The organism is Fulvitalea axinellae (genome assembly GCF_036492835.1).
In the GTDB taxonomy this organism is placed as follows: domain Bacteria; phylum Bacteroidota; class Bacteroidia; order Cytophagales; family Cyclobacteriaceae; genus Fulvitalea; species Fulvitalea axinellae.
In genome coordinates this window covers 4,314,828-4,336,968 of sequence record NZ_AP025314.1, presented here as the reverse complement: position 1 = coordinate 4,336,968, position 22,141 = coordinate 4,314,828, and the positions used below count along the sequence as shown (strand labels likewise).

Sequence of the window (22,141 nt, the reverse complement as noted above, 5' to 3'; positions counted from 1 at the left end):
GGGTGCTATCTGCCTGATTTTGTTAGGACTCTAAATTCTTTTTCAATTGTTTGACAAATGGAAAAAAGCGTTTACCTTTGCATTCCGATTGTCTTTTGTGGGCATCTGTAAGCGCATTTTTGGGGAGATACCAAAGCGGCCAACTGGGACGGACTGTAAATCCGTTGTCTTCGACTTCGCAGGTTCGAATCCTGCTCTCCCCACACTAAGAAAATGACTGCGAAATCCAAGGCTCCGAGTGTGAGTCGGTTGGAGTTTCGGCTTTCGTTTTTAATCTAAATTTTAAGCGGGTGTAGCTCAGTTGGTAGAGCGACAGCCTTCCAAGCTGTAGGTCGTGAGTTCGAACCTCATCACCCGCTCCAGTGCTGCTTATTCGGTGATTGACGCTGATGTTTCTAGGCCTCGGCCGGAACTCTTTTGGTAAGGGTTGGGACTGGTTCCCTGCGTTAGCTCATTTAGCTTTTAAGAAGACATTACACTTATATAACTAACCTAAACTGAGGATTTAGAACAATGGCTAAGGAAACCTTTGACCGTTCGAAACCGCACGTAAACATCGGTACCATTGGTCACGTTGACCACGGTAAAACCACTTTGACTGCGGCAATCTCTAAGGTGTTGGCAGACAAGGGTCTTGCTGAGCAGAGGGATTTCGGTTCAATCGACAACGCTCCTGAGGAAGCTGAGCGTGGTATCACTATCAACACTTCGCACGTTGAGTACGAAACTGCTAACCGTCACTATGCCCACGTTGACTGCCCAGGTCACGCCGACTACGTGAAGAACATGGTTACAGGTGCGGCTCAGATGGACGGCGCTATCTTGGTAGTTGCTGCTACTGACGGTCCTATGCCTCAGACTCGTGAGCACATCCTGTTGTCTCGTCAGGTAGGTGTACCTGCATTGGTTGTTTTCTTGAACAAAGTTGACTTGGTAGACGACGAAGAACTTCTCGAGCTCGTTGAGATGGAAGTTCGTGAGTTGTTGTCTGAGTACGACTTCCCAGGAGATGACATTCCAGTAATCTTGGGTTCTGCTTTGGGCGGACTCAACGGTGAAGCTGAGTGGGTTGCTAAGATCGACGAGCTGATGGCTGCTGTTGACTCTTACATTCCTGAGCCAGAGCGTTTGACTGACCGTGACTTCTTGATGCCTGTAGAGGACGTATTCTCGATCACTGGTCGTGGTACTGTTGCTACTGGTCGTATCGAGCGTGGTACTATCAACACTGGTGACCCAGTTGAGATCTTGGGTATGGGTGCTGAGGATATGACTTCTACCATCACTGGTGTGGAGATGTTCCGTAAGATCCTTGACCAAGGTATGGCTGGTGACAACGTAGGTTTGTTGCTTAGAGGTGTTGCCAAAGAGGATATCAAGCGTGGTATGGTAATCGTTAAGCCAGGCTCAGTAACTCCTCACGCTCACTTCAAAGCTGAGATTTACGTATTGTCAAAAGAAGAAGGTGGACGTCACACTCCATTCTTCAACAAGTACCGTCCACAATTCTACTTCCGTACAACAGACGTTACTGGCGAAGTTGTATTGGCAGAAGGTGTTGAGATGGTAATGCCTGGCGACAACGTAACTATCGAAGTTAAGTTGATCAACGCTATCGCTTTGGAAAAAGGTCTGCGTTTCGCTATCCGTGAGGGTGGTAGAACTGTAGGTTCAGGTCAGGTAACTGAGATTCTTGACTAATCTAGCTCTCTAAGTGCGTCACTTATAGAGTGATGCGCTTGGTTGCTTAGAATAAAATTCATAATTTTGCATCCCGATTCTGTCGGGATGCAATTTTTACGGGTGAACAACGGCGTTCGCTTTCAGCGGTGGGTTCGACTCCCTCCTCCCGTGCAAACCAGTGTGAAGATCATGTTGAAGGTAAAAGCATTTGTAAGTGGCTCCGTCGAGGAGATGAAAGAGAAGGTGACTTGGCCTCCTTTTTCAGAGTTGCAAAGCAGCTCATTGTTGGTTTTGGTCGGATGTGTGTTGTTCGCAGCATCGATCGGCCTAATGGACCTATTCTTCAAGAATCTGATGGAGTGGTTTTACTCTGCCTTTTAGTTTAACGTTTTAAGATCTTCAGAGGCATATGACTGACTTAAAATGGTATGTTATCCGCGTCGTTAGCGGCAAGGAAAAAAAACTGAAAGCCTATCTCGAAACAGAGGTGGCGAGGCAGGAGCTGGAAGACCAGGTGGCTCAGGTTCTTATTCCTTCTGAGAAGGTATATGAAATGAGAAACGGAAAGAAACGCGTAAGGGAACGGAACTATTTCCCGGGTTACGTGCTTATTTCCGCAAATATCGGAGGTAACCCCGAGCTTATACCTTTCATTAAGGATATGCCCGACGTTATCGGTTTCTTGAGCGATACGGGAAGCTCTTCGGGAGCTCCGGTTGCGCTTAGGGAAAGCGAAGTGAACAGAATCCTCGGAAAAGTGGAGGAAGTGGAAGAGTACCAAGAGCAGGGCGTGTCGCCGTTTATCGTTGGCGAGAACGTTACTGTGATGGACGGTCCTTTCACCGGCTTCACCGGAATCGTGGAAGAAGTTTTCGAAGAGCGTAAAAAGCTCAACGTGACGGTTAAGATATTCGGTAGGAATACGCCTGTCGAATTGAATTATATGCAGGTAGAAAAACAAGAGTAGCAAGATGGCTAAGGAAATCAGTGGTTACTTGAAGCTACAGATCAAGGCTGGCCAGGCGAATCCTTCGCCCCCAGTCGGTCCAGCGTTAGGTTCTAAGGGACTTAACATTATGGAGTTCTGTAAGCAGTTCAACGCCAGAACGCAGGACAAACAAGGACAGGTTTTGCCCGTATTGATTACGATCTATTCGGACAAGTCTTTCGAGTTTGTTGTGAAAACACCCCCGGCTCCAGTATTGATCTTGGAAGCGGCGAAACTCAAGAAAGGTTCTTCAGAGCCTAACCGTAACAAAGTTGGTGCGATCACTTGGGACGACGTGAAGGCAATTGCGGAGACTAAAATGCCGGACTTGAACGCTTTCACGGTAGAGTCTGCCATGAAAATGGTTGCTGGTACCGCTCGAAGCATGGGTGTTAAAGTTGAAGGAACTGCTCCTTGGGCAGAGTAATCTAATTATGTAATGGCGAGATTAACGAAAAAAAGAAAGCAAGCTTTGGCCAAAGTTGACTTTGCCAAGGCTTATTCGCTAGAGGAGGCTTCTTCGCTGGTGAAAGAAATCACTTCCACCAAGTTCGATTCTTCTATTGATATCGATGTTCGCTTGGGAGTTGATCCGCGCAAGGCAGACCAAATGGTTAGGGGCGTTGTGGCCTTGCCTCACGGCACAGGTAAAGACGTTCGCGTTTTGGTTCTTTGTACTCCTGACAAGGAGGAAGAGGCTAAGGCAGCTGGAGCGGACTACGCAGGCCTAGACGAGTACATCAAGAAAATCGAAGGTGGTTGGACTGATGTAGACGTTATCATTACCATGCCTACCGTAATGGCGAAAGTTGGCCGTCTCGGGCGCGTATTGGGACCTAGAGGTTTGATGCCAAACCCTAAGGCCGGTACAGTAACGTTGGACGTAGCTAAGGCTGTGAAAGAGGTGAAAGCTGGTAAAATCGACTTCAAAGTTGACAAATCAGGTATCATCCACACTAGCGTTGGAAAAGCGTCGTTCACTGCTGAGCAAATCAAGGACAACATGACTGAGATGCTCCAGACACTCTCTAAATTGAAGCCAGCTTCCGCCAAAGGAACTTACTTCAAGAGCGTGTACCTCTCAAGCACCATGAGCCCCGGTATTAAAGTAGATAAAAACAGTGTCCCTGGTCTTTAATTATGAATAAGGTAGAAAAAAAGCAAATCATCGATGAGCTTGTGGCCAAGTTCCAGGAGAACGACTTCTTCTACGTTACAGACGCCGCAGGACTTACGGTAGAGCAAACCAACGCCTTCAGAAGAGTATGCTTCGAAAAAGGTGTTGAATATAAGGTTTACAAAAATACCCTTATCCAGAAGGCTTTGGAACAGTTGGATGCGGACTACTCTGCGTTTGACGGCGAGGTTCTGAAAGGATTCTCAGGTATTATCTTCTCAAAAGAGGTTTCGAACTTGCCTGCTAAGATCCTGAAGCAATTCAGAAAAGAAAGCGGTTCTGAAAAACCTTTGTTGAAAGGCGCTTCTATCGACGCCGAGCTTTTCATCGGAGACGACCAACTGGACGCTCTCTCGAAACTCAAGTCGAAAGTCGAGCTTATCGGAGAGGTTATCACCTTGCTCCAATCACCTGCGAAAAACGTTATCTCTGCGCTTAAGAGCGGAGGCGACAAACTTGCGGGCATCGTCAAGACTCTTTCTGAGAAGGAAGCTTAATAAAGAAATAAGGTTTATAAATAATTCACAATATTACGAAAATGGCAGATTTGAAAGAATTCGCGGAACAATTGGTTAACTTGACAGTAAAAGAAGTTAACGAGCTTGCAGAGATTTTGAAAGAAGAGTACGGTATCGAGCCTGCTGCAGCCGCTGCTGTTGCTGTTCCTGGTGCTGCTGCTACTGAAGAAGCTGCTGAGCAAACTGAGTTCGACGTTATCTTGAAGTCAGCTGGTTCTGCTAAATTGAAAGTTGTTAAAGCTGTTAAGGAATTGGCAGGTTTGGGCTTGAAAGAAGCTAAAGAATTGGTAGACGGCGCTCCTTCTGCAGTTAAAGAAGGTATCGCTAAAGACGAAGCTGAAGCACTGAAGAAAGAGTTGGAAGCTGTTGGTGCTGAAGTTGAGTTGAAATAATTGACAAAATTAGCCATTATATGCCCAAATTGGTATAATGGTTGGCAAAATATATTAGGCCTGGCGGCGTCTCGTCAGGTCTTTTGCTGTTTGTACTTCGGTTGATTATCAGGTAGTTTGACCTGCGATTACTTCCTTATCATTGCAGTTTTACCAATAAAAACTTTAATACCTTGGCTAATACTATTCACCCAAACAGGAGAAATTTCTCGTCGATCAAGAAGGTCATTGATTACCCTGACTTTCTGGACGTACAGCTGAAGTCATTCCGCGACTTCTTCCAGCTGGACACCGCGGCCGAGAAAAGGGCTCAAGAGGGCCTATACAAGGTGTTCTCCGAGAACTTTCCAATCACGGACAGTCGTGAGAGTTATGTTCTGGAGTTCGTGGATTACTTGATCGACCCTCCGAAGTACACGGTTGAGGAATGCATCGATCGGGGCCTGACCTATTCCGTTCCTTTGAAGGCCAAGTTGCGCCTCTCGTGTAACGACGAGGACAACGAGGATTTCGAGACAATGGAGCAGGAAGTGTTTTTGGGGAATATCCCTTACATGACCGGAAAGGGCTCTTTCGTAATCAATGGTGCCGAAAGGGTTATTGTATCCCAGTTGCACCGCTCGCCAGGCGTGTTCTTCGCTCAAAGTAAGCACACGAACGGCACCAAACTCTACTCGGCCAGAATTATCCCGTTCAAAGGGTCGTGGATTGAGTTCGCTACTGACGTGAACAGCGTCATGTACGCATACATTGACCGTAAGAAAAAATTCCCGGTCACTACTTTGCTTAGGGCTATCGGCTACGGATCTGACAAGGACATTCTCGACTTGTTCGGTCTTTCCGAAGAGCTTGAGGCCACGAAGAAAGCGTTGAAAGACGCCGAGGGCAGAAAGCTCGCCGCAAATGTTTTGAAGACGTGGACGGAAGACTTCGTGGACGAAGATACCGGCGAAGTAGTTTCTATTGACCGGAACGAGGTTATCCTTGAGCGCGACACCGTGTTGGGCGAAGAGGAAATCGAGAAGATTCTTGAGTCGGGAACCAAGTCTATCATCCTTCACAAAAAGGATGTTGTGACAACCGATTACACGATCATTTTTAATACCCTCCAGAAAGACGCGTCGAACAGTGAGCGCGAGGCAGTGGAATTGATCTACCGCCAATTGCGTAACAGTGAGGCTCCTGACGAGCAGACAGCTCGCGAGCTGATCCAGAACTTGTTCTTCAGCGACAAGCGTTACGATCTGGGCGAGGTAGGTCGTTACAGAATCAACAAGAAATTGGGCATCAACCTTAGCAAAGACGTTAGGGTGTTGTCAAATCAAGATATTGTCTTGATCGTCAAGTATCTCATCGGATTGATCAACTCTAAAGCGGTTGTCGATGATATTGACCACTTGAGCAACCGTCGCGTTAGAACTGTGGGCGAGCAGCTCTACAGCCAGTTCGGCGTAGGTTTGGCCAGGATGGCGAGAACGATCAAGGAAAGAATGAACGTTCGTGACAACGAGGAGTTCAAGCCGGCTGATTTGATCAACGCGAGGACTTTGTCTTCTGTGATCAACTCTTTCTTCGGAACGAACCAGTTGTCTCAGTTCATGGACCAAACCAACCCGCTTGCGGAAATTACGCATAAGCGTAGAATGTCTGCTTTGGGTCCTGGTGGTCTCTCTCGTGAGCGTGCGGGCTTTGAGGTTCGTGACGTTCACTATACGCACTACGGTCGTCTCTGTACAATTGAGACGCCTGAAGGTCCGAACATTGGTCTGATTTCTTCACTTTGCGTTCACGCCAAAGTGAACCCGATGGGATTCATCGAAACTCCGTACCGTAAGGTTACCGAGGGTGCCGTTGACGAAACCGGAGTGGTTTACTTGACAGCTGAAGAAGAAGACGACTCGTTTATCGGACAGGCTAACGTACCGGTAGGCGGAGACGGAAGGCTTGAGCAAGATCAGGTGAAAGCCCGCTTGCAAGGTGACTTCCCAGTTGTGGCTCCTGAGGAACTGAAGTTCATGGACGTTGCGCCAAACCAGATTGTATCTGTGGCCGCTTCTATGATTCCTTTCTTGGAGCACGATGACGCCAACCGTGCTTTGATGGGATCGAACATGCAGCGTCAGGCCGTTCCGTTGTTGAAACCGAATTCTCCGATCGTAGGTACTGGTCTTGAAGGCCGTGTAGCTGGCGACTCTAGAACTTTGGTTGTTTCAGAAGGTGGCGGTACAGTTGAGTACGTTGACGGTAACAAGATTGTGATCCGTTACGATTTGACTGATGACGAAGTGTTGGCTGGTTTCGACAACGAGGTGAAAGAATACTCGCTTGTTAAGTTCCGCAGAACTAACCAGGATACTTGTATGAACCTTCGTCCGATTGTCTTGAAAGGTGATAAAGTGACGAAAGGTCAGATCCTTTGCGAAGGTTACGCTACTCAGCAAGGTGAATTGGCCCTTGGCCAAAACTTGCAGGTTGCCTTCATGCCTTGGCAAGGTTACAACTTTGAGGATGCCATCGTAATTTCCGAAAAGGTTGTTCAGGGTGACGTGTTCACATCGATTCACATCGACGAATACGAGCTTGAGGTTCGCGAAACGAAGCGTGGTGAGGAAGAATTGACTTCTGAAATCCCGAACGTAAGCGAGGACGCGGTTAAGAACCTTGACGAGAACGGAATTATCCGTACTGGTGCCGAGATCAAGGAAGGCGATATCCTGATCGGTAAGATTACGCCTAAAGGCGAAACCGATCCGACTCCGGAAGAAAAACTTCTCCGTGCGATCTTCGGTGACAAAGCCGGTGACGTTAAGGACGCTTCTTTGAAAGCTTCTCCTTCGTTGAACGGTGTGGTTATCGACACCAAATTGTTCTCTAGACCTAAGAAGGACAAAGACCTTAGAGCTAAAGCCAAGAAAGAGGTTGAGGAACTGAAGTCAAGGTACAGTGGCGAGTTGCTGAAGCTCCGCAGACGTATGATCGGTAAGATGGACGAACTGTTGGGCGGAAAGACTTCGCAAGGAGTTAAGCATAAATTCGGAGACGAGGTGTTGAGCGCTGGCGTACCTTTCGGTTTCGCTAACATCGACAATAACTTGTTCCCCGAAAAGAACATATACCGGGACGAAAGTACTTACAGCGTACCGGAAGAGGTGAACTTGTTGGCCGACCTTAACCTCGAAGGTTGGACGGACGACGAGCACACTAACGAATTGTTGCAGGAATTGGTTAAAAACTACCAGAACAAGCGTAACGAAATCGCCGGTCGCTTCAAGAAAGAGCGTTTTACGCTCGAAGTCGGTGACGAGTTGCCAGCTGGTATCGTACAATTGGCCAAGGTTTACATCGCTAAGAAGCGTAAGCTGAAAGTGGGTGACAAGATGGCCGGTCGTCACGGTAACAAAGGGGTAGTAGCCAAGATTGTCCGCGAAGAGGACATGCCGTTCCTCGAAGACGGAACACCGGTTGATATCTGCTTGAACCCATTGGGTGTACCATCGCGTATGAACATCGGGCAGATCTACGAGACCGTATTGGGTTGGGCTGGACTTAAGCTTGGCAAGAAGTACGCTACGCCGATCTTCGACGGAGCTACTATGGCCCAAGTGGCAGCAGAACTTGAGGAAGCCGGTCTTCCAGAATTCGGCCGTACATATTTGCACGACGGCCTTACAGGTGAGCGTTTTGACCAGCCGGTGACGGTAGGTGTGATTTACATGTTGAAGTTGGGCCACTTGGTGGACGACAAGATGCACGCCCGTTCGATCGGACCATACTCGCTTATTACGCAACAGCCATTGGGTGGTAAAGCCCAGTTCGGTGGCCAGCGTTTCGGTGAGATGGAAGTGTGGGCGTTGGAGGCCTTCGGTGCCGCTAACGTCTTGCAGGAAATCTTGACAATCAAATCTGACGACGTTGTTGGCCGTGCCAAGGCGTACGAGGCGATTGTTAAAGGCGAAAACATGACTAAGCCTAATGTTCCTGAATCGTTTAACGTACTTGTGCACGAACTTCGCGGTTTGGCACTTGAAATCACACTTGACTAAGACCGTTGCAACTTTCTAACTGAGAATTATGGCGTTCAGAAAAAATAAGAAAATAACCAACGACTTTTCACGGGTAACGATCAGCCTTGCCTCTCCAGAATCTATTCTGGAGAGCTCGCACGGCGAGGTTACGCAACCAGAAACTATTAACTATAGGACTTACAAGCCTGAAATGGGTGGCTTGTTCTGTGAGCGTATCTTCGGCCCTGTTAAGGACTGGGAATGTCACTGTGGCAAATACAAGAGAATCCGATACAAAGGAATCATTTGTGACCGTTGCGGTGTCGAGGTAACGGAGAAGAAAGTGCGTCGCGAGCGCATGGGCCACATCGAGTTGGTGGTGCCTGTAGCTCATATCTGGTACTTCCGTTCTTTGCCGAACAAAATCGGTTACCTGTTAGGTTTGCCGACCAAGAAGCTTGACCAGATCATCTACTACGAGCGTTATGTGGTGATCCAAGCCGGTGTCAAGGAAGAGGATGGAGTTCAGAACATGGACTTCCTCACTGAGGACGAATATCTTGATATCATAGATAAATTGCCTCGCGAAAACCAAATGTTGGACGATGAAGACCCTAACAAGTTCATCGCCAAGATGGGTGCGGAGGCATTGGAAATGCTGTTGGCCAGATTGGATTTGGACAGTCTCTCATACCAGTTGAGACACCAAGCCCAAACGGACACGTCACAGCAGCGTAAGGCTGAGGCCCTGAAGCGTCTTCGCGTTGTCGAAGCCTTCCGTGACTCGACCAAGCGCATCGAAAACCGTCCGGAGTGGATGGTGATCCGCATGGTTCCGGTTATTCCGCCGGAATTGCGTCCGTTGGTGCCTTTGGACGGTGGCCGTTTCGCCACGTCGGATTTGAACGACCTTTATCGTCGTGTGATTATCCGAAACAACCGTCTGAAGCGTCTGATCGACATCAAGGCACCTGAGGTGATCTTGAGAAACGAAAAGCGTATGCTTCAGGAAGCTGTCGACTCGTTGTTCGACAACTCCCGTAAGGTGAACGCAGTTCGTTCTGACGGTAACCGCGCTTTGAAATCTCTCAGTGATATGCTGAAAGGTAAGCAAGGTCGTTTCCGTCAAAACCTCCTCGGTAAGCGTGTTGACTACTCTGGTCGTTCGGTTATCGTTGTAGGTCCTGAATTGAAGATGCACGAATGTGGTTTGCCAAAGAACATGGCAGCCGAGCTTTTCAAGCCATTCGTTATTCGTAAGCTTATTGAACGCGGGATTGTAAAGACTGTGAAGTCGGCGAAGAAAATCGTTGACCGCAAAGATCCTGTCGTTTGGGATATTTTGGAGAATGTGTTGAAAGGACACCCAGTTCTTCTTAACCGTGCTCCAACGCTTCACAGATTGGGTATTCAGGCCTTCCAGCCAAAGTTGATCGAAGGTAAGGCTATCCAGTTGCACCCGCTCGTTTGTACGGCCTTTAACGCCGACTTTGACGGTGACCAGATGGCGGTTCACGTTCCTTTGGGACACGAAGCCGTTTTGGAAGCCCAAGTCTTGATGTTGGCTTCGCACAATATCCTGAACCCTGCCAACGGTGCTCCTATCGCCGTACCGTCGCAGGATATGGTATTGGGTCTGTACTACTTGACCAAAGGACGTAAGTCTACTCCTGAGTATCCAATTGCGGGTGAGGGAATGACATTCTACGGTGCTGAAGAAGTGATCATCGCTTTGAACGAAGGCCGTTTGTCTAAAAACGCCTTTATCAAAGTTCGCACAATGGTTCGTGATGACGAGACTGGCGAGCTTTCAGAGCAATTGATCGAAACAGTCGCTGGTCGTGTGATCGTAAACCAGTACGTTCCTGACGAAGTTGGATACATTGATGATTTGTTGACGAAGAAAACTCTTCAGAAAACGATCGCCAAAGTATACCAGATCACGGGAATGGACGGAACTGCTAAGTTCCTTGATGATATCAAATACATCGGGTTCCAGACTGCCTACAAAGGCGGACTCTCAATGGGACTTGGCGATATCATGATTCCTGAAGCCAAAGAGTCGTTGGTGGCTCAAGCTAAGGAAGAGGTTTCTGCTGTTTGGGATAACTACCAAATGGGTCTTATCACCGACAACGAGCGTTACAACCAGGTGATTGACATCTGGACCCGTATCAACTCACAGTTGACTTCAACCTTGATGACGCAACTTGAGGAAGATCAAGGCGGATTCAACAGTATCTACATGATGATGCACTCAGGAGCCCGTGGTTCTAGAGAGCAGATTCGTCAGCTTGGTGGTATGCGTGGTCTGATGGCTAAGCCTCAGAAAAACATCGCAGGTTCGGTAGGAGCGATTATCGAAAACCCGATTCTCTCGAACTTTAAAGAAGGTCTTGACGTACTTGAGTACTTTATCTCTACTCACGGTGCTCGTAAAGGTCTTGCGGATACAGCCCTTAAAACTGCCGACGCCGGTTATCTTACCCGTCGTTTGGTTGACGTGGCGCAGGATGTTGTAATCAACGACGAGGACTGCGGTACGTTGCGTGGCTTGACCGTTTCGGCATTGAAAGACAACGAGGATATCGTTGAGCCATTGTCGGAAAGGATTCTCGGCCGTACTTCATTGCACGACGTATTTGCTCCTGGCCAAGACGAAAGCAACGAACCGTTGGTGAAAGCCGGTGAGGAAATCACTGAGAAAATCGCCAAGCGTGTTGAGGAAGCTGGAGTTGAGGAAATGGAAATCCGTTCGGTACTTACTTGCGAAACCCGTAGAGGTGTTTGTACCAAGTGTTACGGACGTAACCTCTCGACATTGCGTATGTCGCAGAAAGGTGACTCTGTCGGTGTAATCGCAGCGCAGTCGATCGGTGAACCTGGTACACAGCTTACACTCCGTACATTCCACGTAGGTGGTACAGCTTCTCACATTGCTGAAGAAGCGTCTATCGAATCGCGTTTTGCAGGGGTTGTTAAGTTTGACGAAATCCGCTCGATCAGCGCTACGGATATCGAAGGCGAGCCTTCGCAAGTAGTACTTGGTCGTACGGGTGAAATCAAGATTATTGAAGAAAAAACTGGCAAAGAGCTGATTTCTTATAACGTTCCTTACGGATCTTATTTGAAGGTTAAGGATGGTGAGAAAGTGGAGAAAGGACACCGTATGTGTTTCTGGGATCCATTTAACGCCGTTATTATCTCGGAATTTGCCGGTAAGGCCAACTTCGAATCTATCGAAGAAGGCTATACATACAAAGTCGAAATGGATGAGGCTACAGGTCACCAAGAGAAGGTGATTGTTGACTCAAGGGATAAGACTAAAAACCCAGCGATCCATATCGGCGAAGGAGAAGACGCCAGATCTTATAACATTCCTGTAGGAGCCCACCTTGTGGTTGAGGACGGGGACGCTATCGAGGCTGGTAAAGTTCTCGTTAAGATTCCAAGAGCGACAGGTAAGTCTGCCGATATTACCGGTGGTCTTCCGCGTGTTACCGAGTTGTTCGAGGCCCGTAACCCATCTAACCCAGCGGTTATTTCGGAGATTGACGGTGTTATCTCTTACGGTGGAATCAAGCGTGGTAACCGTGAGATTTACGTTGAGTCGAAAGACGGAGTGAAGAAGCGTTACCTCGTATCGCTCTCGAAGCACATCCTTGTTCAGGAAAACGACTTTGTGAAGGCTGGTATGCCATTGTCTGATGGAGCTAAAACTCCTGCCGACATCTTGGCTATCGAAGGACCGACCAAAGTTCAGGAGTACGTATTGAACGAAGTTCAGGCCGTATACCGTCTGCAAGGTGTAAAAATCAACGACAAGCACATCGAGGTTGTTGTTCGCCAGATGATGCAGAAAATGATGGTTGTCGATCCAGGCGACACTATTTTCTTGCAGAACCAAGTAGTGGACAGATGGACGTTCCGCGAGGAGAACGACCGTATCCTTGACAAGAAAGTAGTTGTCGATGCGGGTGAGTCAGGAGTTTTGAAGCCGGGCCAGATTATCACTGCCCGTCAGTTGAGAGACGAAAACTCAAGCTTGCGTCGTCGCGATATGAAGTTGGTCAAAGTGCGTGACGCTTCGGCCGCGGTTTCCAAGCCTACGCTTCAGGGTATTACCCAGTCGTCATTGGGTACGGAAAGCTTTATTTCGGCAGCGTCGTTCCAGGAAACGACCAAGGTTCTTAGCGAAGCGGCTATCCGCGGTAAGCGTGACGAGTTGCGCGGACTGAAGGAAAACGTGATCGTAGGACACTTGATCCCTGCGGGTACGGGTATCCGTGACTTCCAGGACGTTATCGTAACGCCGAAACAGGAGCTCGACGCCGAGGATGTCCCTACGGTGTAAACACGTAGAACAGGTTGTAAAACAAAGTCCATTATGGCTGACCAACCAAACGAAAAACAGCAAATCAACATCGAGCTGTCCGAAGAGGTGGCCGAGGGAGTTTACTCCAATTTGGCGATGATCGCTCACTCGAACAGCGAGTTCGTTGTTGATTTTATCCGCATGATGCCGGGTGTGCCTAAGGCGAAAGTGAAATCAAGAATTATCTTGACGCCGGAGCACGCTAAGCGTTTGCTTAATGCGTTGGAAGATAACGTACGCAAGTACGAAGATTCTTTCGGCCCTATTAAACAAGCGGACGAAGAGCTGAAATTTCCGATGAATTTCGGAGGAACTATAGGCGAAGCCTAAGGGCTGAGCATTTGATTTGGGACCAAAGGTTTTGATTACTTGGTGATAATCAATACCTTTGCGTCCTGAATTTTTATAGGAGGGATATAATTAACCTAATTTATCAATATAAATGCCTACTATACAGCAATTAGTAAGGAAGGGTAGAGAGAAGCAGATTACAAAATCTAAATCTCGCGCCCTTGACTCGTGCCCACAGCGAAGAGGTGTGTGTACGAGAGTGTACACTACCACGCCTAAGAAGCCTAACTCGGCGATGCGTAAAGTGGCTCGTGTACGTTTGACCAACGGCAAGGAGGTTAACGCCTACATCGGTGGTGAAGGACACAACTTGCAAGAGCACTCTATCGTGTTGATCCGCGGTGGAAGGGTAAAAGACTTGCCAGGTGTACGTTACCACGTAGTTCGTGGCGCTTTGGATACTGCAGGCGTAAGCGGCAGGTTGCAAGGACGCTCTAAGTACGGCGCCAAGAGGCCTAAGGACAAGAAGTAATTAAAAGAGAAGACTTAGTAAAATGAGAAAAGCGAAACCTAAGAAGAGGTATATTCTTCCTGACCCAAAATTCAACGATACTTTGGTGACAAAGTTCGTGAACTACCTGATGGTTGACGGAAAGAAGAGTATTGCTTACGGTATTTTCTATGATGCGATCGCTATCGTAGAGGAAAAAGTAGGTGAGAATGGACTCGAGACTTGGAAAAAAGCGTTGAACAACGTTATGCCAGCTGTCGAGGTGAAATCTCGCCGCGTCGGTGGTGCTACTTTCCAGGTTCCAATGGAGGTTCGCCCAGAAAGAAAAGTTTCTTTAGGTATCAAGTGGTTGATTCGTTACGCGAGATCTCGCGGTGAGAAAACCATGAAAGAGAGACTCGCTGGTGAAATCATCGCAGGATCGAAAGGAGAGGGAGCTGCTGTGAAGAAGAAAGATGATACGCACAGAATGGCAGAGGCTAACAAAGCGTTTTCACACTTTAGGTTCTAATTGAGCATGGCTAAGAAAGACTTAAAATTCCTTCGTAACATCGGTATCATGGCTCACGTCGATGCCGGTAAGACGACAACCACTGAGCGTATTCTGTACTACACTGGCTTGAGTCACAAGATCGGTGAGGTACACGACGGTGCCGCTACAATGGACTGGATGGAGCAAGAGCAGGAGCGTGGTATTACCATTACTTCAGCCGCTACCACCACTCACTGGAATTACCCAACGGTACAAGGTAAGCCTGTAAAAGGCGAAACTAACGAGTACCGTGTGAACATCATCGATACTCCTGGTCACGTTGACTTTACTGTAGAGGTAGAGCGTTCTTTGCGTGTATTGGACGGTGCTGTTGCTTTGTTCTGCGCGTCTTCAGGTGTAGAGCCTCAGTCTGAGACTGTTTGGAGGCAAGCTGACAAGTACAAAGTGCCACGTATCTGCTTCGTGAACAAGATGGACCGCGCTGGTGCGGACTTCTTCGGAACGGTACAGGAAATTATTGATAAATTAGGTGCTAATCCTGTGCCTTTGCAGATTCCGATCGGATCGGAGGATGAGTTCAAAGGTGTGGTTGACTTGATCACTAACAAGGCGATCTACTGGAACGAGGAAGACAAAGGTATGACCTATGTCGAAGAGGAGATTCCAGCGGATTTGGTTGACACTGCCGCAGAGTGGCGTCAGAAGCTCGTTGAGGCTGTTGCCGAGTATGACGAGGCTTTGTTGGAGAAATTCTTCGAAGATCCTGACTCGATCACCGTTGAAGAAATGATGAAAGCTATCCGTGAAGCTGTGATCGACATGTCTATGTCACCAGTAATGTGCGGATCAGCCTTTAAAAATAAAGGTGTGCAGGCTGTATTGGACGCTGTTTGTTCGTACTTGCCATCACCACTTGACTTGCCAGCTATCGAGGGTGTTAACCCTGATACTGACGAGCAAGAAACTCGTTTACCGGACAATGACCAGCCTTTCGCAGCGTTGGCATTTAAGATCGCAACTGACCCATTCGTAGGTCGTCTGTGCTTCTTCCGCGTTTACTCGGGTGTTCTTGATTCAGGTTCTTACGTGTTCAACGCTAGAACTGGCAAGAAAGAGCGTATCTCACGTTTGTTGCAGATGCACTCTAACAAGCAGAACCAAATTCCACGCGTGGAAGCTGGTGACATCTGTGCGGGTGTAGGTTTCAAAGACATCAAAACTGGTGACTCTTTGACAGCTGAAGACGGAAAGATCATTCTTGAAACAATGAGCTTCCCTGAGCCTGTAATCGGTTTCGCTATTGAGCCTAAGACTCAAGCTGACGCCGATAAAATGGGTGTTGCTATCGCCAAGCTTGTTGAAGAAGATCCAACATTGCGCGTAAACACTGACGAGGAGACTGGTCAGACTATTATGCGTGGTATGGGTGAGCTTCACCTCGACATTATCATGGACCGTATGCGTCGTGAGTTTAAGGTTGAGGTAGAGCAGGGAGCTCCACAGGTTGCTTACCGCGAGGCTATCACTACTTCTATCGAGCACCGTGAGACTTACAAAAAGCAGACAGGTGGTAAAGGTAAATTCGCCGACATCGTGTTTGAATTGTCTCCACGTGACGACGGAAAAGAAGAAGGCTTGCAGTTCGATAACCAAATCGTTGGTGGTGTGATTCCAAGAGAATTCATTCCTGCTATCGAAAAAGGTTTCCAGCAGTGCTTGAACAACGGTCCTTTGGCCGGATACCCGCTCGTAGGTATGAAAGTTCGTCTTTTCCACGGATCGTTCCACGACGTTGACTCGGATTCTCTGTCGTTCGAATTGGCTGCCCGTCTCGGTTTCAAAGAAGCTGGTAAGCAGTGTAAGCCACAGTTGCTCGAGCCTATCATGGCTGTAGAGGTTGTGGCTCCGGACGAGCACACTGGTCCTGTGACCGGTGACTTGAACCGTCGTCGCGGTATCATGAAGGGAATGGACATGAAGAACGGCGCTCAGATCATCAAGGCCGATGTGCCGTTGTCTGAGTTGTTCGGTTACGTAACTGACCTGCGTACTATCACGTCTGGTCGCGGATCGGCTTCATTGACGTTCTCACACTACGATCCAGTGCCAAACAACTTGGCTACTAAAATCATCGAAGAAGTAAAAGGTAAATAATCGCATAAGGCAATGAATCAAAAGATCAGAATCAAATTGAGGTCTTATGATCACAACCTGGTGGACAAGTCATCAGAAAAGATCGTAAGGGCCGTGAAGACAACGGGAGCCGTAGTAAGCGGTCCGATTCCTTTGCCGACGGAGAAGCAGGTTTACACTGTGCTCCGTTCACCCCACGTAAACAAAAAGTCTAGGGAGCAGTTCCAAATCTGTACTTACAAGCGTTTGGTAGACATCTACTCAAACAGCTCAAAGACAGTGGACGCCCTGATGAAGCTCGAGTTGCCGAGCGGGGTAGACGTGGAGATTAAGGTGTGATAGAGATACATGAATAATAAAAAAAAGGGACTTCGATTTATCGTAAGTCCCTTTTTTTTAGGCGAATGCGATTGTTATTTGTTGCGGTCGCTTTTGCTTCCATGTATTTTTTTCATATCTTTGCATTCCTTTTGTAAACGTGCGACTATCATATTAGTCGCTTTATTATTAATAGTTTAGCGTAATGCAAGGTATTATCGGAAAGAAAATCGGAATGACTAGCATCTACAGTGCCGATGGACGTAGCGTCGCATGCACAGTGTTAGAGGTTGGTCCTTGCGCAGTAACGCAAGTAAAAACGGTTGAGACTGACGGATATAGCGCAGTGCAGTTGGGCTTCGGCGAGAAAAAGGCGAAGAACACTACAAAGGCGTTGATCGGTCACTTCCAGAAAGCTAATGCGACACCTAAGCGCAAATTGGTCGAGTTCCGCGATTGGGACGGAGAGATCAACTTGGGCGACGCGGTGACAGCTGAGGTTTTCGAGGAAGGTGAGTTTATTGATGTGGTCGGTACCTCTAAAGGTAAAGGCTTCCAAGGTGTTGTCAAGCGTCACAATTTCGGAGGCGTTGGTCAGGCTACTCACGGTCAGCACAACAGGGGTCGTGCGCCTGGTGCCATTGGTGCTTGTTCTTATCCCGCTCGCGTGTTCAAAGGCTTGAGAATGGCCGGAAGGACTGGCGGTGAGCGCGTTAAGATGCAGAACCTCCAAGTTTTAAAAGTAGTTGCCGAGAAAAACCTCGTTGTAGTAAACGGGTCGGTTCCGGGAGCTAAGAATTCAATTGTGATTTTAGAGAAGTAATCGAGACATGGAAATTTCTGTATTAAGACCTGACGGTACGGATACCGGAAGAAAAGTTGAGTTGCAGGACTCGATTTTTGCGATTACACCGAACGACCACGCCATTTATTTGGATGTCAAGCAATTCTTGGCCAACCAAAGACAAGGCACTCACAAGTCAAAGGAGAGAGCTGAGATTTCTGGATCAACCAAAAAGATCAAGAAACAAAAAGGTACCGGTACTGCCCGTGCGGGTAGCATCAAGTCTCCTGTTTTCCGCGGTGGTGGACGCGTATTTGGTCCCGAGCCACGTGACTATGGTTTCAAGGTGAACAAGAAGGTCAAGTCATTGGCCAGAAAATCGTCTTTGTCTTACAAGGCTACTGAAGGCAAAATCATCGTTGTTGAAGATTTCAGCCTCGAGTCTCCAAAGACAAAAGAACTGTTGAAGGTGCTTAAGAGCCTTTCGGTAGACGGCAAAAAAGTTTTGGCCATCTCTTCTGAAAAGAATGAGAACCTCTACTTGTCGTCACGCAACTTGCAGAAAAGCAAAGTGGCGGACATCTCAGGCTTGAACACTTACGACGTATTGAACGCCGACAGCTTGATCCTTTTCGAAGGCTCGTTGGCTAAAATTGAGAACTTATTCGCCTGATCAAGATGAGCATCCTGAAAAAACCATTAGTAACGGAGAAAGCTTCCGCCTTGAATGAGAGCGGTAAGTATGGCTTTATCGTGGCCAATGACGCTAACAAGATCGAGATTCAGAAAGCTGTAGAGAAAATGTACGGCGTGAATGTGGTCAGCGTTAACACGATGCGTTACCTCGGCAAAAAGAAAACGCGTTACACTAAGTCGCACGTGGTTAGCGGTCGTACCGCATCTTTCAAAAAGGCTATCGTGCAAGTTGCTGAGGGCGAGGTGATTGATTTTTACAGCGGTATCTAAATTACACTGAAAGATGGCAGTAAAAAGATTGCGTCCTACTACTCCTGGACAACGCTATAGATTGGCCCCCTCTTTTGAGGAGATCACGAAGTCGACACCAGAAAAGTCGCTTCTTGCCCCTAAAAAACGTTCTGGCGGACGTAACAACAGCGGTAAGATGACGATGCGTTACTTGGGCGGTGGCCACAAGAGACGTCTGCGTGTTATCGATTTCACAAGAAATAAATTTGGTGTTCCAGCCACAGTAAAGTCTATCGAATACGATCCGAACCGTACGTCTCGTATCGCATTGCTTAGCTATGCTGATGGTGTGAAAACATACATCGTAGCTCCAGAAGGCCTTGAGGTTGGAACTACAGTGGTATCTGGCGAGAACGTTGCCCCTGAGATTGGCAACCACGTAATGTTGAGAAACATTCCTCTCGGTACCATTATCCACAATATCGAGTTGATCCCTGGTAAAGGTGGTATCTTGGCACGTGGCGCTGGCGCTTACGCTCAATTGGTAGCGAAAGACGGCAAGTACGTGACAGTTAAGCTCCCTTCAGGTGAAATGAGACTTGTTTTGGCTTCTTGCTACGCTTCTATCGGAGCGGTTGGTAACGCAGACCACATGAACGTGCGTTTGGGTAAAGCCGGTCGTAAGCGCTGGTTGGGTCGTCGTCCTCGCGTAAGAGGTGTGGCTATGAACCCGGTTGATCACCCAATGGGTGGTGGTGAAGGTCGTTCGTCTGGTGGGCACCCACGTTCACGTAACGGACTTTACGCTAAGGGTTACAAAACTCGCGCGCCTAAGAAGTATTCTAATAAGTTGATCATTAGCAAGAGGAAGAAATAATCATGGCTCGTTCACTTAAAAAAGGACCTTATATCGATCAGAGGCTCGAAAAGAAAATCGAGGCTATGAACGAATCCGGAAAAAAGTCGGTGATCAAGACTTGGTCTCGCCGCTCAATGGTTTCCCCAGACTTCATCGGTCACACGCTCGCCGTGCATAACGGAAACAAATTCGTTCCGGTATATGTAACTGACACTATGGTAGGCCACAAGTTGGGCGAATTCGCTCCAACTAGGAACTTTAGGGGTCACATTTCGAAAAAGGATAAAGGTAGAAGATAATCATGAAAGCTGTAGCCAGATTAAACAACTGTCCTACTTCTCCTCGCAAGATGAGACTGGTTGCGGACATGATCCGTGGCCGTCGCGTGGGTGATGCGATCAACATCCTTAAGTTTGAGAAAAAGCACAACTCTATCTCTCTCGAGAAATTGTTGATGTCGGCTATCTCGAACTGGCAGAACCTCAACGAGGATCAGGATATCGAGACCGCGGAGCTTTTCGTAAAAGAAATTAGCGTAGACGGAGGTAGAATCCTGAAGCGTCTGAGACCCGCTCCGCAAGGTCGCGCTCACCGCATCAGAAAAAGATCCAATCACGTGACTATCGTGGTGGATAGCTTGTCTAATGAAGTAGTAAAATCTGATAACGCATAATATAATGGGACAAAAAGTTAACCCAATCGGATTACGACTTGGTATCGTCAGAGGCTGGGACTCTAACTGGTACGGAGGCAAAGCTTTTTCTGACAAACTGGTTGAAGACCAAAAAATTAGAAAATATATCACTGCCAGAATTCCTAAAGGTGGAATCTCAAAGGTAGTAATCGAAAGAACGCTCAAGCGTATCACTCTTACTGTTCACACTGCCCGTCCGGGTGTTGTTATCGGTAAAGGTGGTTCAGAGGTTGATCGTCTTAAAGAAGAACTCCGCAAACTGACTGGCAAAGATATCCAGATCAACATCTTCGAAGTTAAGCGTCCTGAAGTTGACGCCAAGCTCGTTGGTGAGTCTATCGGCCAGCAGTTGAAGGCTCGTATATCGTACCGTCGTGCCATGAAGCAGGCTATTGCGGCTTCTATGCGCGTGGGTGCTAAGGGTATCAAAATCAAGGTATCCGGACGTTTAGGTGGCGCTGAAATGGCCCGTACCGAAATGTACAAAGAGGGACGTATTCCTTTGCATACATTGCGTGCGGACATTGACTACGCACTTTGCGAGGCGAACACTATCTATGGTAAGATCGGTATCAAAGTTTGGATCTTCAAAGGTGAGAAGTACGGAAAGCAGGACTTGTCGCCAAGCGCTGAAGTGAACCAAGGTGGTAACCGTCGCAACAACCAAGGAGGTGGCAACCGTCGCGGTGGAAAACAGCGTAGAAGAAAATAATTCTTTGGGACAAAAAACGTTATAGCATACGATGTTACAGCCAAAAAGAACAAAGTTCAGAAAGAAGCAGAAAGGCAGAGTTAAAGGAATTGCCCAAAGAGGACATTCTATCGCTTTCGGCTCTTTCGGCATTAAGGCGCTGGAGCCGGGTTGGATTACCTCAAGACAGATTGAGGCTGCCCGTATCGCCGTAACGCGCGCTATGAAAAGGGAAGGCCAAGTTTGGATCAGAATTTTCCCTGACAAGCCGGTTACGTCTAAGCCTGCCGAAGTAAGGATGGGTAAAGGTAAAGGTGCTCCGGAATACTGGGTTGCCGTAGTGAAGCCCGGTACGATTATGTTTGAGGTCGGTGGTGTGAGCCAAGAGATCGCCCAAGAGGCGTTGAGATTGGCCGCTCAGAAATTGCCGATTAAAACCAAATTTGTAGTTCGTAGAGATTACGTAGGTTAATCGCCATGAAAAATTCCGAAATCGCACAATTGAATAAGGAGGAACTGATCGAGAAGATCGGTTCTGAGGAGGAGACCTTGCAAAAGCTCCGCTTTGCTCACGCAATCTCCAATATCGAGAACCCGATGAAACTTCGTCAGGCTCGTAAGACAATCGCAAGATTGAAAACCAGACTTCGTCAACTCGAATTAGCCAAGTAATCATGGAAAGAAATCTGAGAAAAGAAAGAACTGGCAAGGTCGTGAGCAGCAAAATGGACAAGACGATCACTGTCACCGTTGAGCGGAAAGTTAAGCACCCGATCTACGGAAAGTTCATGGCCAAAACCACTAAGTTCACTGCTCATGATGAGAAGAACGAGTGTGGCGAAGGCGATACAGTTAAAATTATGGAGACTAGGCCTCTTTCGAAAAACAAGCGTTGGAGATTAGTCGAAATCGTAGAAAAGGCTAAATAATCATGATACAGCAAGAATCAAGACTTTCTGTTGCCGATAACAGTGGTGCCAAAGAAGTGTTGTGCATCCGCGTGTTGGGTGGTACCGGAAGAAGATACGCTTCAGTAGGTGACAAGATCGTTGTTACCGTGAAGTCGGCTCTTTCTTCAAGCAACATGAAAAAAGGCACTGTGTCTAAGGCCGTAGTTGTAAGAACTAAGAAAGAGGTTCGTCGTAAAGACGGAACATATATTCGTTTCGAAGACAACGCAGCGGTACTGCTCGGAACTAATGACGAGCCAAGAGGTACCCGTATCTTTGGAGCGGTAGCTCGCGAGTTGCGTGAAAAGCAGTTCATGAAGATCGTTTCATTGGCGCCGGAAGTGCTGTAAACT

At 47.7% G+C, this 22,141-nt stretch carries 25 protein-coding genes and 2 tRNA genes; all 27 read left to right on the top strand.

Translation table 11 applies throughout. The features are described from left to right. Positions 1–121 precede the first annotated feature (121 nt). Positions 122–203, top strand: a tRNA-Tyr gene (locus tag AABK39_RS16775). A gap of 83 nt (positions 204–286) precedes the next feature. Further along, a tRNA-Gly gene (locus AABK39_RS16770) sits at positions 287–362 on the top strand. A 151-nt stretch (positions 363–513) separates the two neighbouring features. Further along, on the top strand, positions 514–1,701 hold the full coding sequence (gene tuf, locus AABK39_RS16765) for an elongation factor Tu (RefSeq protein WP_338392488.1): 1,188 nt from the start codon (positions 514–516) through the stop codon (positions 1,699–1,701). A gap of 171 nt (positions 1,702–1,872) precedes the next feature. Further along, entirely contained in the window at positions 1,873–2,064 is a 192-nt protein-coding gene (secE, locus tag AABK39_RS16760) for a preprotein translocase subunit SecE (RefSeq protein WP_421825142.1), read from the top strand. A gap of 28 nt (positions 2,065–2,092) precedes the next feature. Further along, positions 2,093–2,650, top strand: a complete 558-nt coding sequence (gene nusG, locus AABK39_RS16755; RefSeq protein WP_338392487.1) for a transcription termination/antitermination protein NusG — start codon at positions 2,093–2,095, stop codon at positions 2,648–2,650. A 4-nt stretch (positions 2,651–2,654) separates the two neighbouring features. Then, entirely contained in the window at positions 2,655–3,098 is a 444-nt protein-coding gene (gene rplK, locus AABK39_RS16750) for a 50S ribosomal protein L11 (protein WP_338392486.1), read from the top strand. Positions 3,099–3,110: 12 nt separating this feature from the next. Beyond that, positions 3,111–3,809 (top strand): 50S ribosomal protein L1, encoded by a 699-nt coding sequence (gene rplA, locus AABK39_RS16745; RefSeq protein WP_338392485.1) that lies wholly within the window; start codon positions 3,111–3,113, stop codon positions 3,807–3,809. 2 nt (positions 3,810–3,811) lie between these two features. Continuing rightward, positions 3,812–4,345, top strand: coding sequence for a 50S ribosomal protein L10 (rplJ, locus tag AABK39_RS16740; protein WP_338392484.1), 534 nt, complete (start codon positions 3,812–3,814; stop codon positions 4,343–4,345). Positions 4,346–4,386: 41 nt separating this feature from the next. Beyond that, positions 4,387–4,758 carry a 50S ribosomal protein L7/L12 gene (rplL, locus tag AABK39_RS16735; protein WP_338392483.1) on the top strand — a complete coding sequence of 124 codons (372 nt, stop codon included), beginning with the start codon at positions 4,387–4,389 and terminating at the stop codon, positions 4,756–4,758. Positions 4,759–4,931: 173 nt separating this feature from the next. Next, positions 4,932–8,801, top strand: coding sequence for a DNA-directed RNA polymerase subunit beta (gene rpoB / locus AABK39_RS16730; RefSeq protein WP_338392482.1), 3,870 nt, complete (start codon positions 4,932–4,934; stop codon positions 8,799–8,801). Positions 8,802–8,829: 28 nt separating this feature from the next. Next, the gene (gene rpoC, locus AABK39_RS16725; RefSeq protein ID WP_338392481.1) at positions 8,830–13,116 is read left to right on the top strand and encodes a DNA-directed RNA polymerase subunit beta'; all 4,287 of its coding nucleotides are present in this window, start codon (positions 8,830–8,832) and stop codon (positions 13,114–13,116) included. Between the two features lie 33 nt (positions 13,117–13,149). After that, positions 13,150–13,467: a DUF3467 domain-containing protein gene (locus AABK39_RS16720; RefSeq protein ID WP_338392480.1), complete on the top strand. Its 318-nt coding sequence runs from the start codon at positions 13,150–13,152 to the stop codon at positions 13,465–13,467. Between the two features lie 112 nt (positions 13,468–13,579). Continuing rightward, a complete protein-coding gene (gene rpsL / locus AABK39_RS16715; protein ID WP_338392479.1) occupies positions 13,580–13,960 on the top strand; it encodes a 30S ribosomal protein S12 in 381 nt (126 codons plus the stop codon). Positions 13,961–13,982: 22 nt separating this feature from the next. Further along, positions 13,983–14,450, top strand: a complete 468-nt coding sequence (gene rpsG / locus AABK39_RS16710) for a 30S ribosomal protein S7 (RefSeq protein WP_338392478.1) — start codon at positions 13,983–13,985, stop codon at positions 14,448–14,450. A 6-nt stretch (positions 14,451–14,456) separates the two neighbouring features. After that, positions 14,457–16,586: an elongation factor G gene (fusA, locus tag AABK39_RS16705; protein WP_338394699.1), complete on the top strand. Its 2,130-nt coding sequence runs from the start codon at positions 14,457–14,459 to the stop codon at positions 16,584–16,586. A gap of 12 nt (positions 16,587–16,598) precedes the next feature. Then, positions 16,599–16,904 (top strand): 30S ribosomal protein S10, encoded by a 306-nt coding sequence (gene rpsJ / locus AABK39_RS16700; RefSeq protein WP_338392477.1) that lies wholly within the window; start codon positions 16,599–16,601, stop codon positions 16,902–16,904. Between the two features lie 184 nt (positions 16,905–17,088). Continuing rightward, on the top strand, positions 17,089–17,706 hold the full coding sequence (gene rplC, locus AABK39_RS16695) for a 50S ribosomal protein L3 (RefSeq protein WP_338392476.1): 618 nt from the start codon (positions 17,089–17,091) through the stop codon (positions 17,704–17,706). Positions 17,707–17,713: 7 nt separating this feature from the next. Next, positions 17,714–18,340 (top strand): 50S ribosomal protein L4, encoded by a 627-nt coding sequence (gene rplD, locus AABK39_RS16690; RefSeq protein ID WP_338392475.1) that lies wholly within the window; start codon positions 17,714–17,716, stop codon positions 18,338–18,340. Between the two features lie 5 nt (positions 18,341–18,345). After that, on the top strand, positions 18,346–18,633 hold the full coding sequence (rplW, locus tag AABK39_RS16685) for a 50S ribosomal protein L23 (protein WP_338392474.1): 288 nt from the start codon (positions 18,346–18,348) through the stop codon (positions 18,631–18,633). A gap of 13 nt (positions 18,634–18,646) precedes the next feature. Next, on the top strand, positions 18,647–19,471 hold the full coding sequence (gene rplB / locus AABK39_RS16680) for a 50S ribosomal protein L2 (RefSeq protein WP_338392473.1): 825 nt from the start codon (positions 18,647–18,649) through the stop codon (positions 19,469–19,471). A gap of 2 nt (positions 19,472–19,473) precedes the next feature. Next, on the top strand, positions 19,474–19,752 hold the full coding sequence (rpsS, locus tag AABK39_RS16675; RefSeq protein ID WP_338392472.1) for a 30S ribosomal protein S19: 279 nt from the start codon (positions 19,474–19,476) through the stop codon (positions 19,750–19,752). A 2-nt stretch (positions 19,753–19,754) separates the two neighbouring features. Beyond that, positions 19,755–20,126, top strand: coding sequence for a 50S ribosomal protein L22 (gene rplV / locus AABK39_RS16670; RefSeq protein WP_338392471.1), 372 nt, complete (start codon positions 19,755–19,757; stop codon positions 20,124–20,126). A gap of 4 nt (positions 20,127–20,130) precedes the next feature. Next, positions 20,131–20,859 carry a 30S ribosomal protein S3 gene (gene rpsC / locus AABK39_RS16665; protein ID WP_338392470.1) on the top strand — a complete coding sequence of 243 codons (729 nt, stop codon included), beginning with the start codon at positions 20,131–20,133 and terminating at the stop codon, positions 20,857–20,859. A 31-nt stretch (positions 20,860–20,890) separates the two neighbouring features. Then, the gene (gene rplP, locus AABK39_RS16660; RefSeq protein WP_338392469.1) at positions 20,891–21,310 is read left to right on the top strand and encodes a 50S ribosomal protein L16; all 420 of its coding nucleotides are present in this window, start codon (positions 20,891–20,893) and stop codon (positions 21,308–21,310) included. Between the two features lie 5 nt (positions 21,311–21,315). After that, complete coding sequence (gene rpmC, locus AABK39_RS16655) at positions 21,316–21,510, top strand: 50S ribosomal protein L29 (protein ID WP_338392468.1); 195 nt, start codon at positions 21,316–21,318, stop codon at positions 21,508–21,510. 2 nt (positions 21,511–21,512) lie between these two features. Further along, positions 21,513–21,767: a 30S ribosomal protein S17 gene (gene rpsQ / locus AABK39_RS16650; RefSeq protein WP_338392467.1), complete on the top strand. Its 255-nt coding sequence runs from the start codon at positions 21,513–21,515 to the stop codon at positions 21,765–21,767. A gap of 2 nt (positions 21,768–21,769) precedes the next feature. After that, a complete protein-coding gene (gene rplN / locus AABK39_RS16645) occupies positions 21,770–22,138 on the top strand; it encodes a 50S ribosomal protein L14 (RefSeq protein WP_338392466.1) in 369 nt (122 codons plus the stop codon). Positions 22,139–22,141 lie beyond the last annotated feature (3 nt).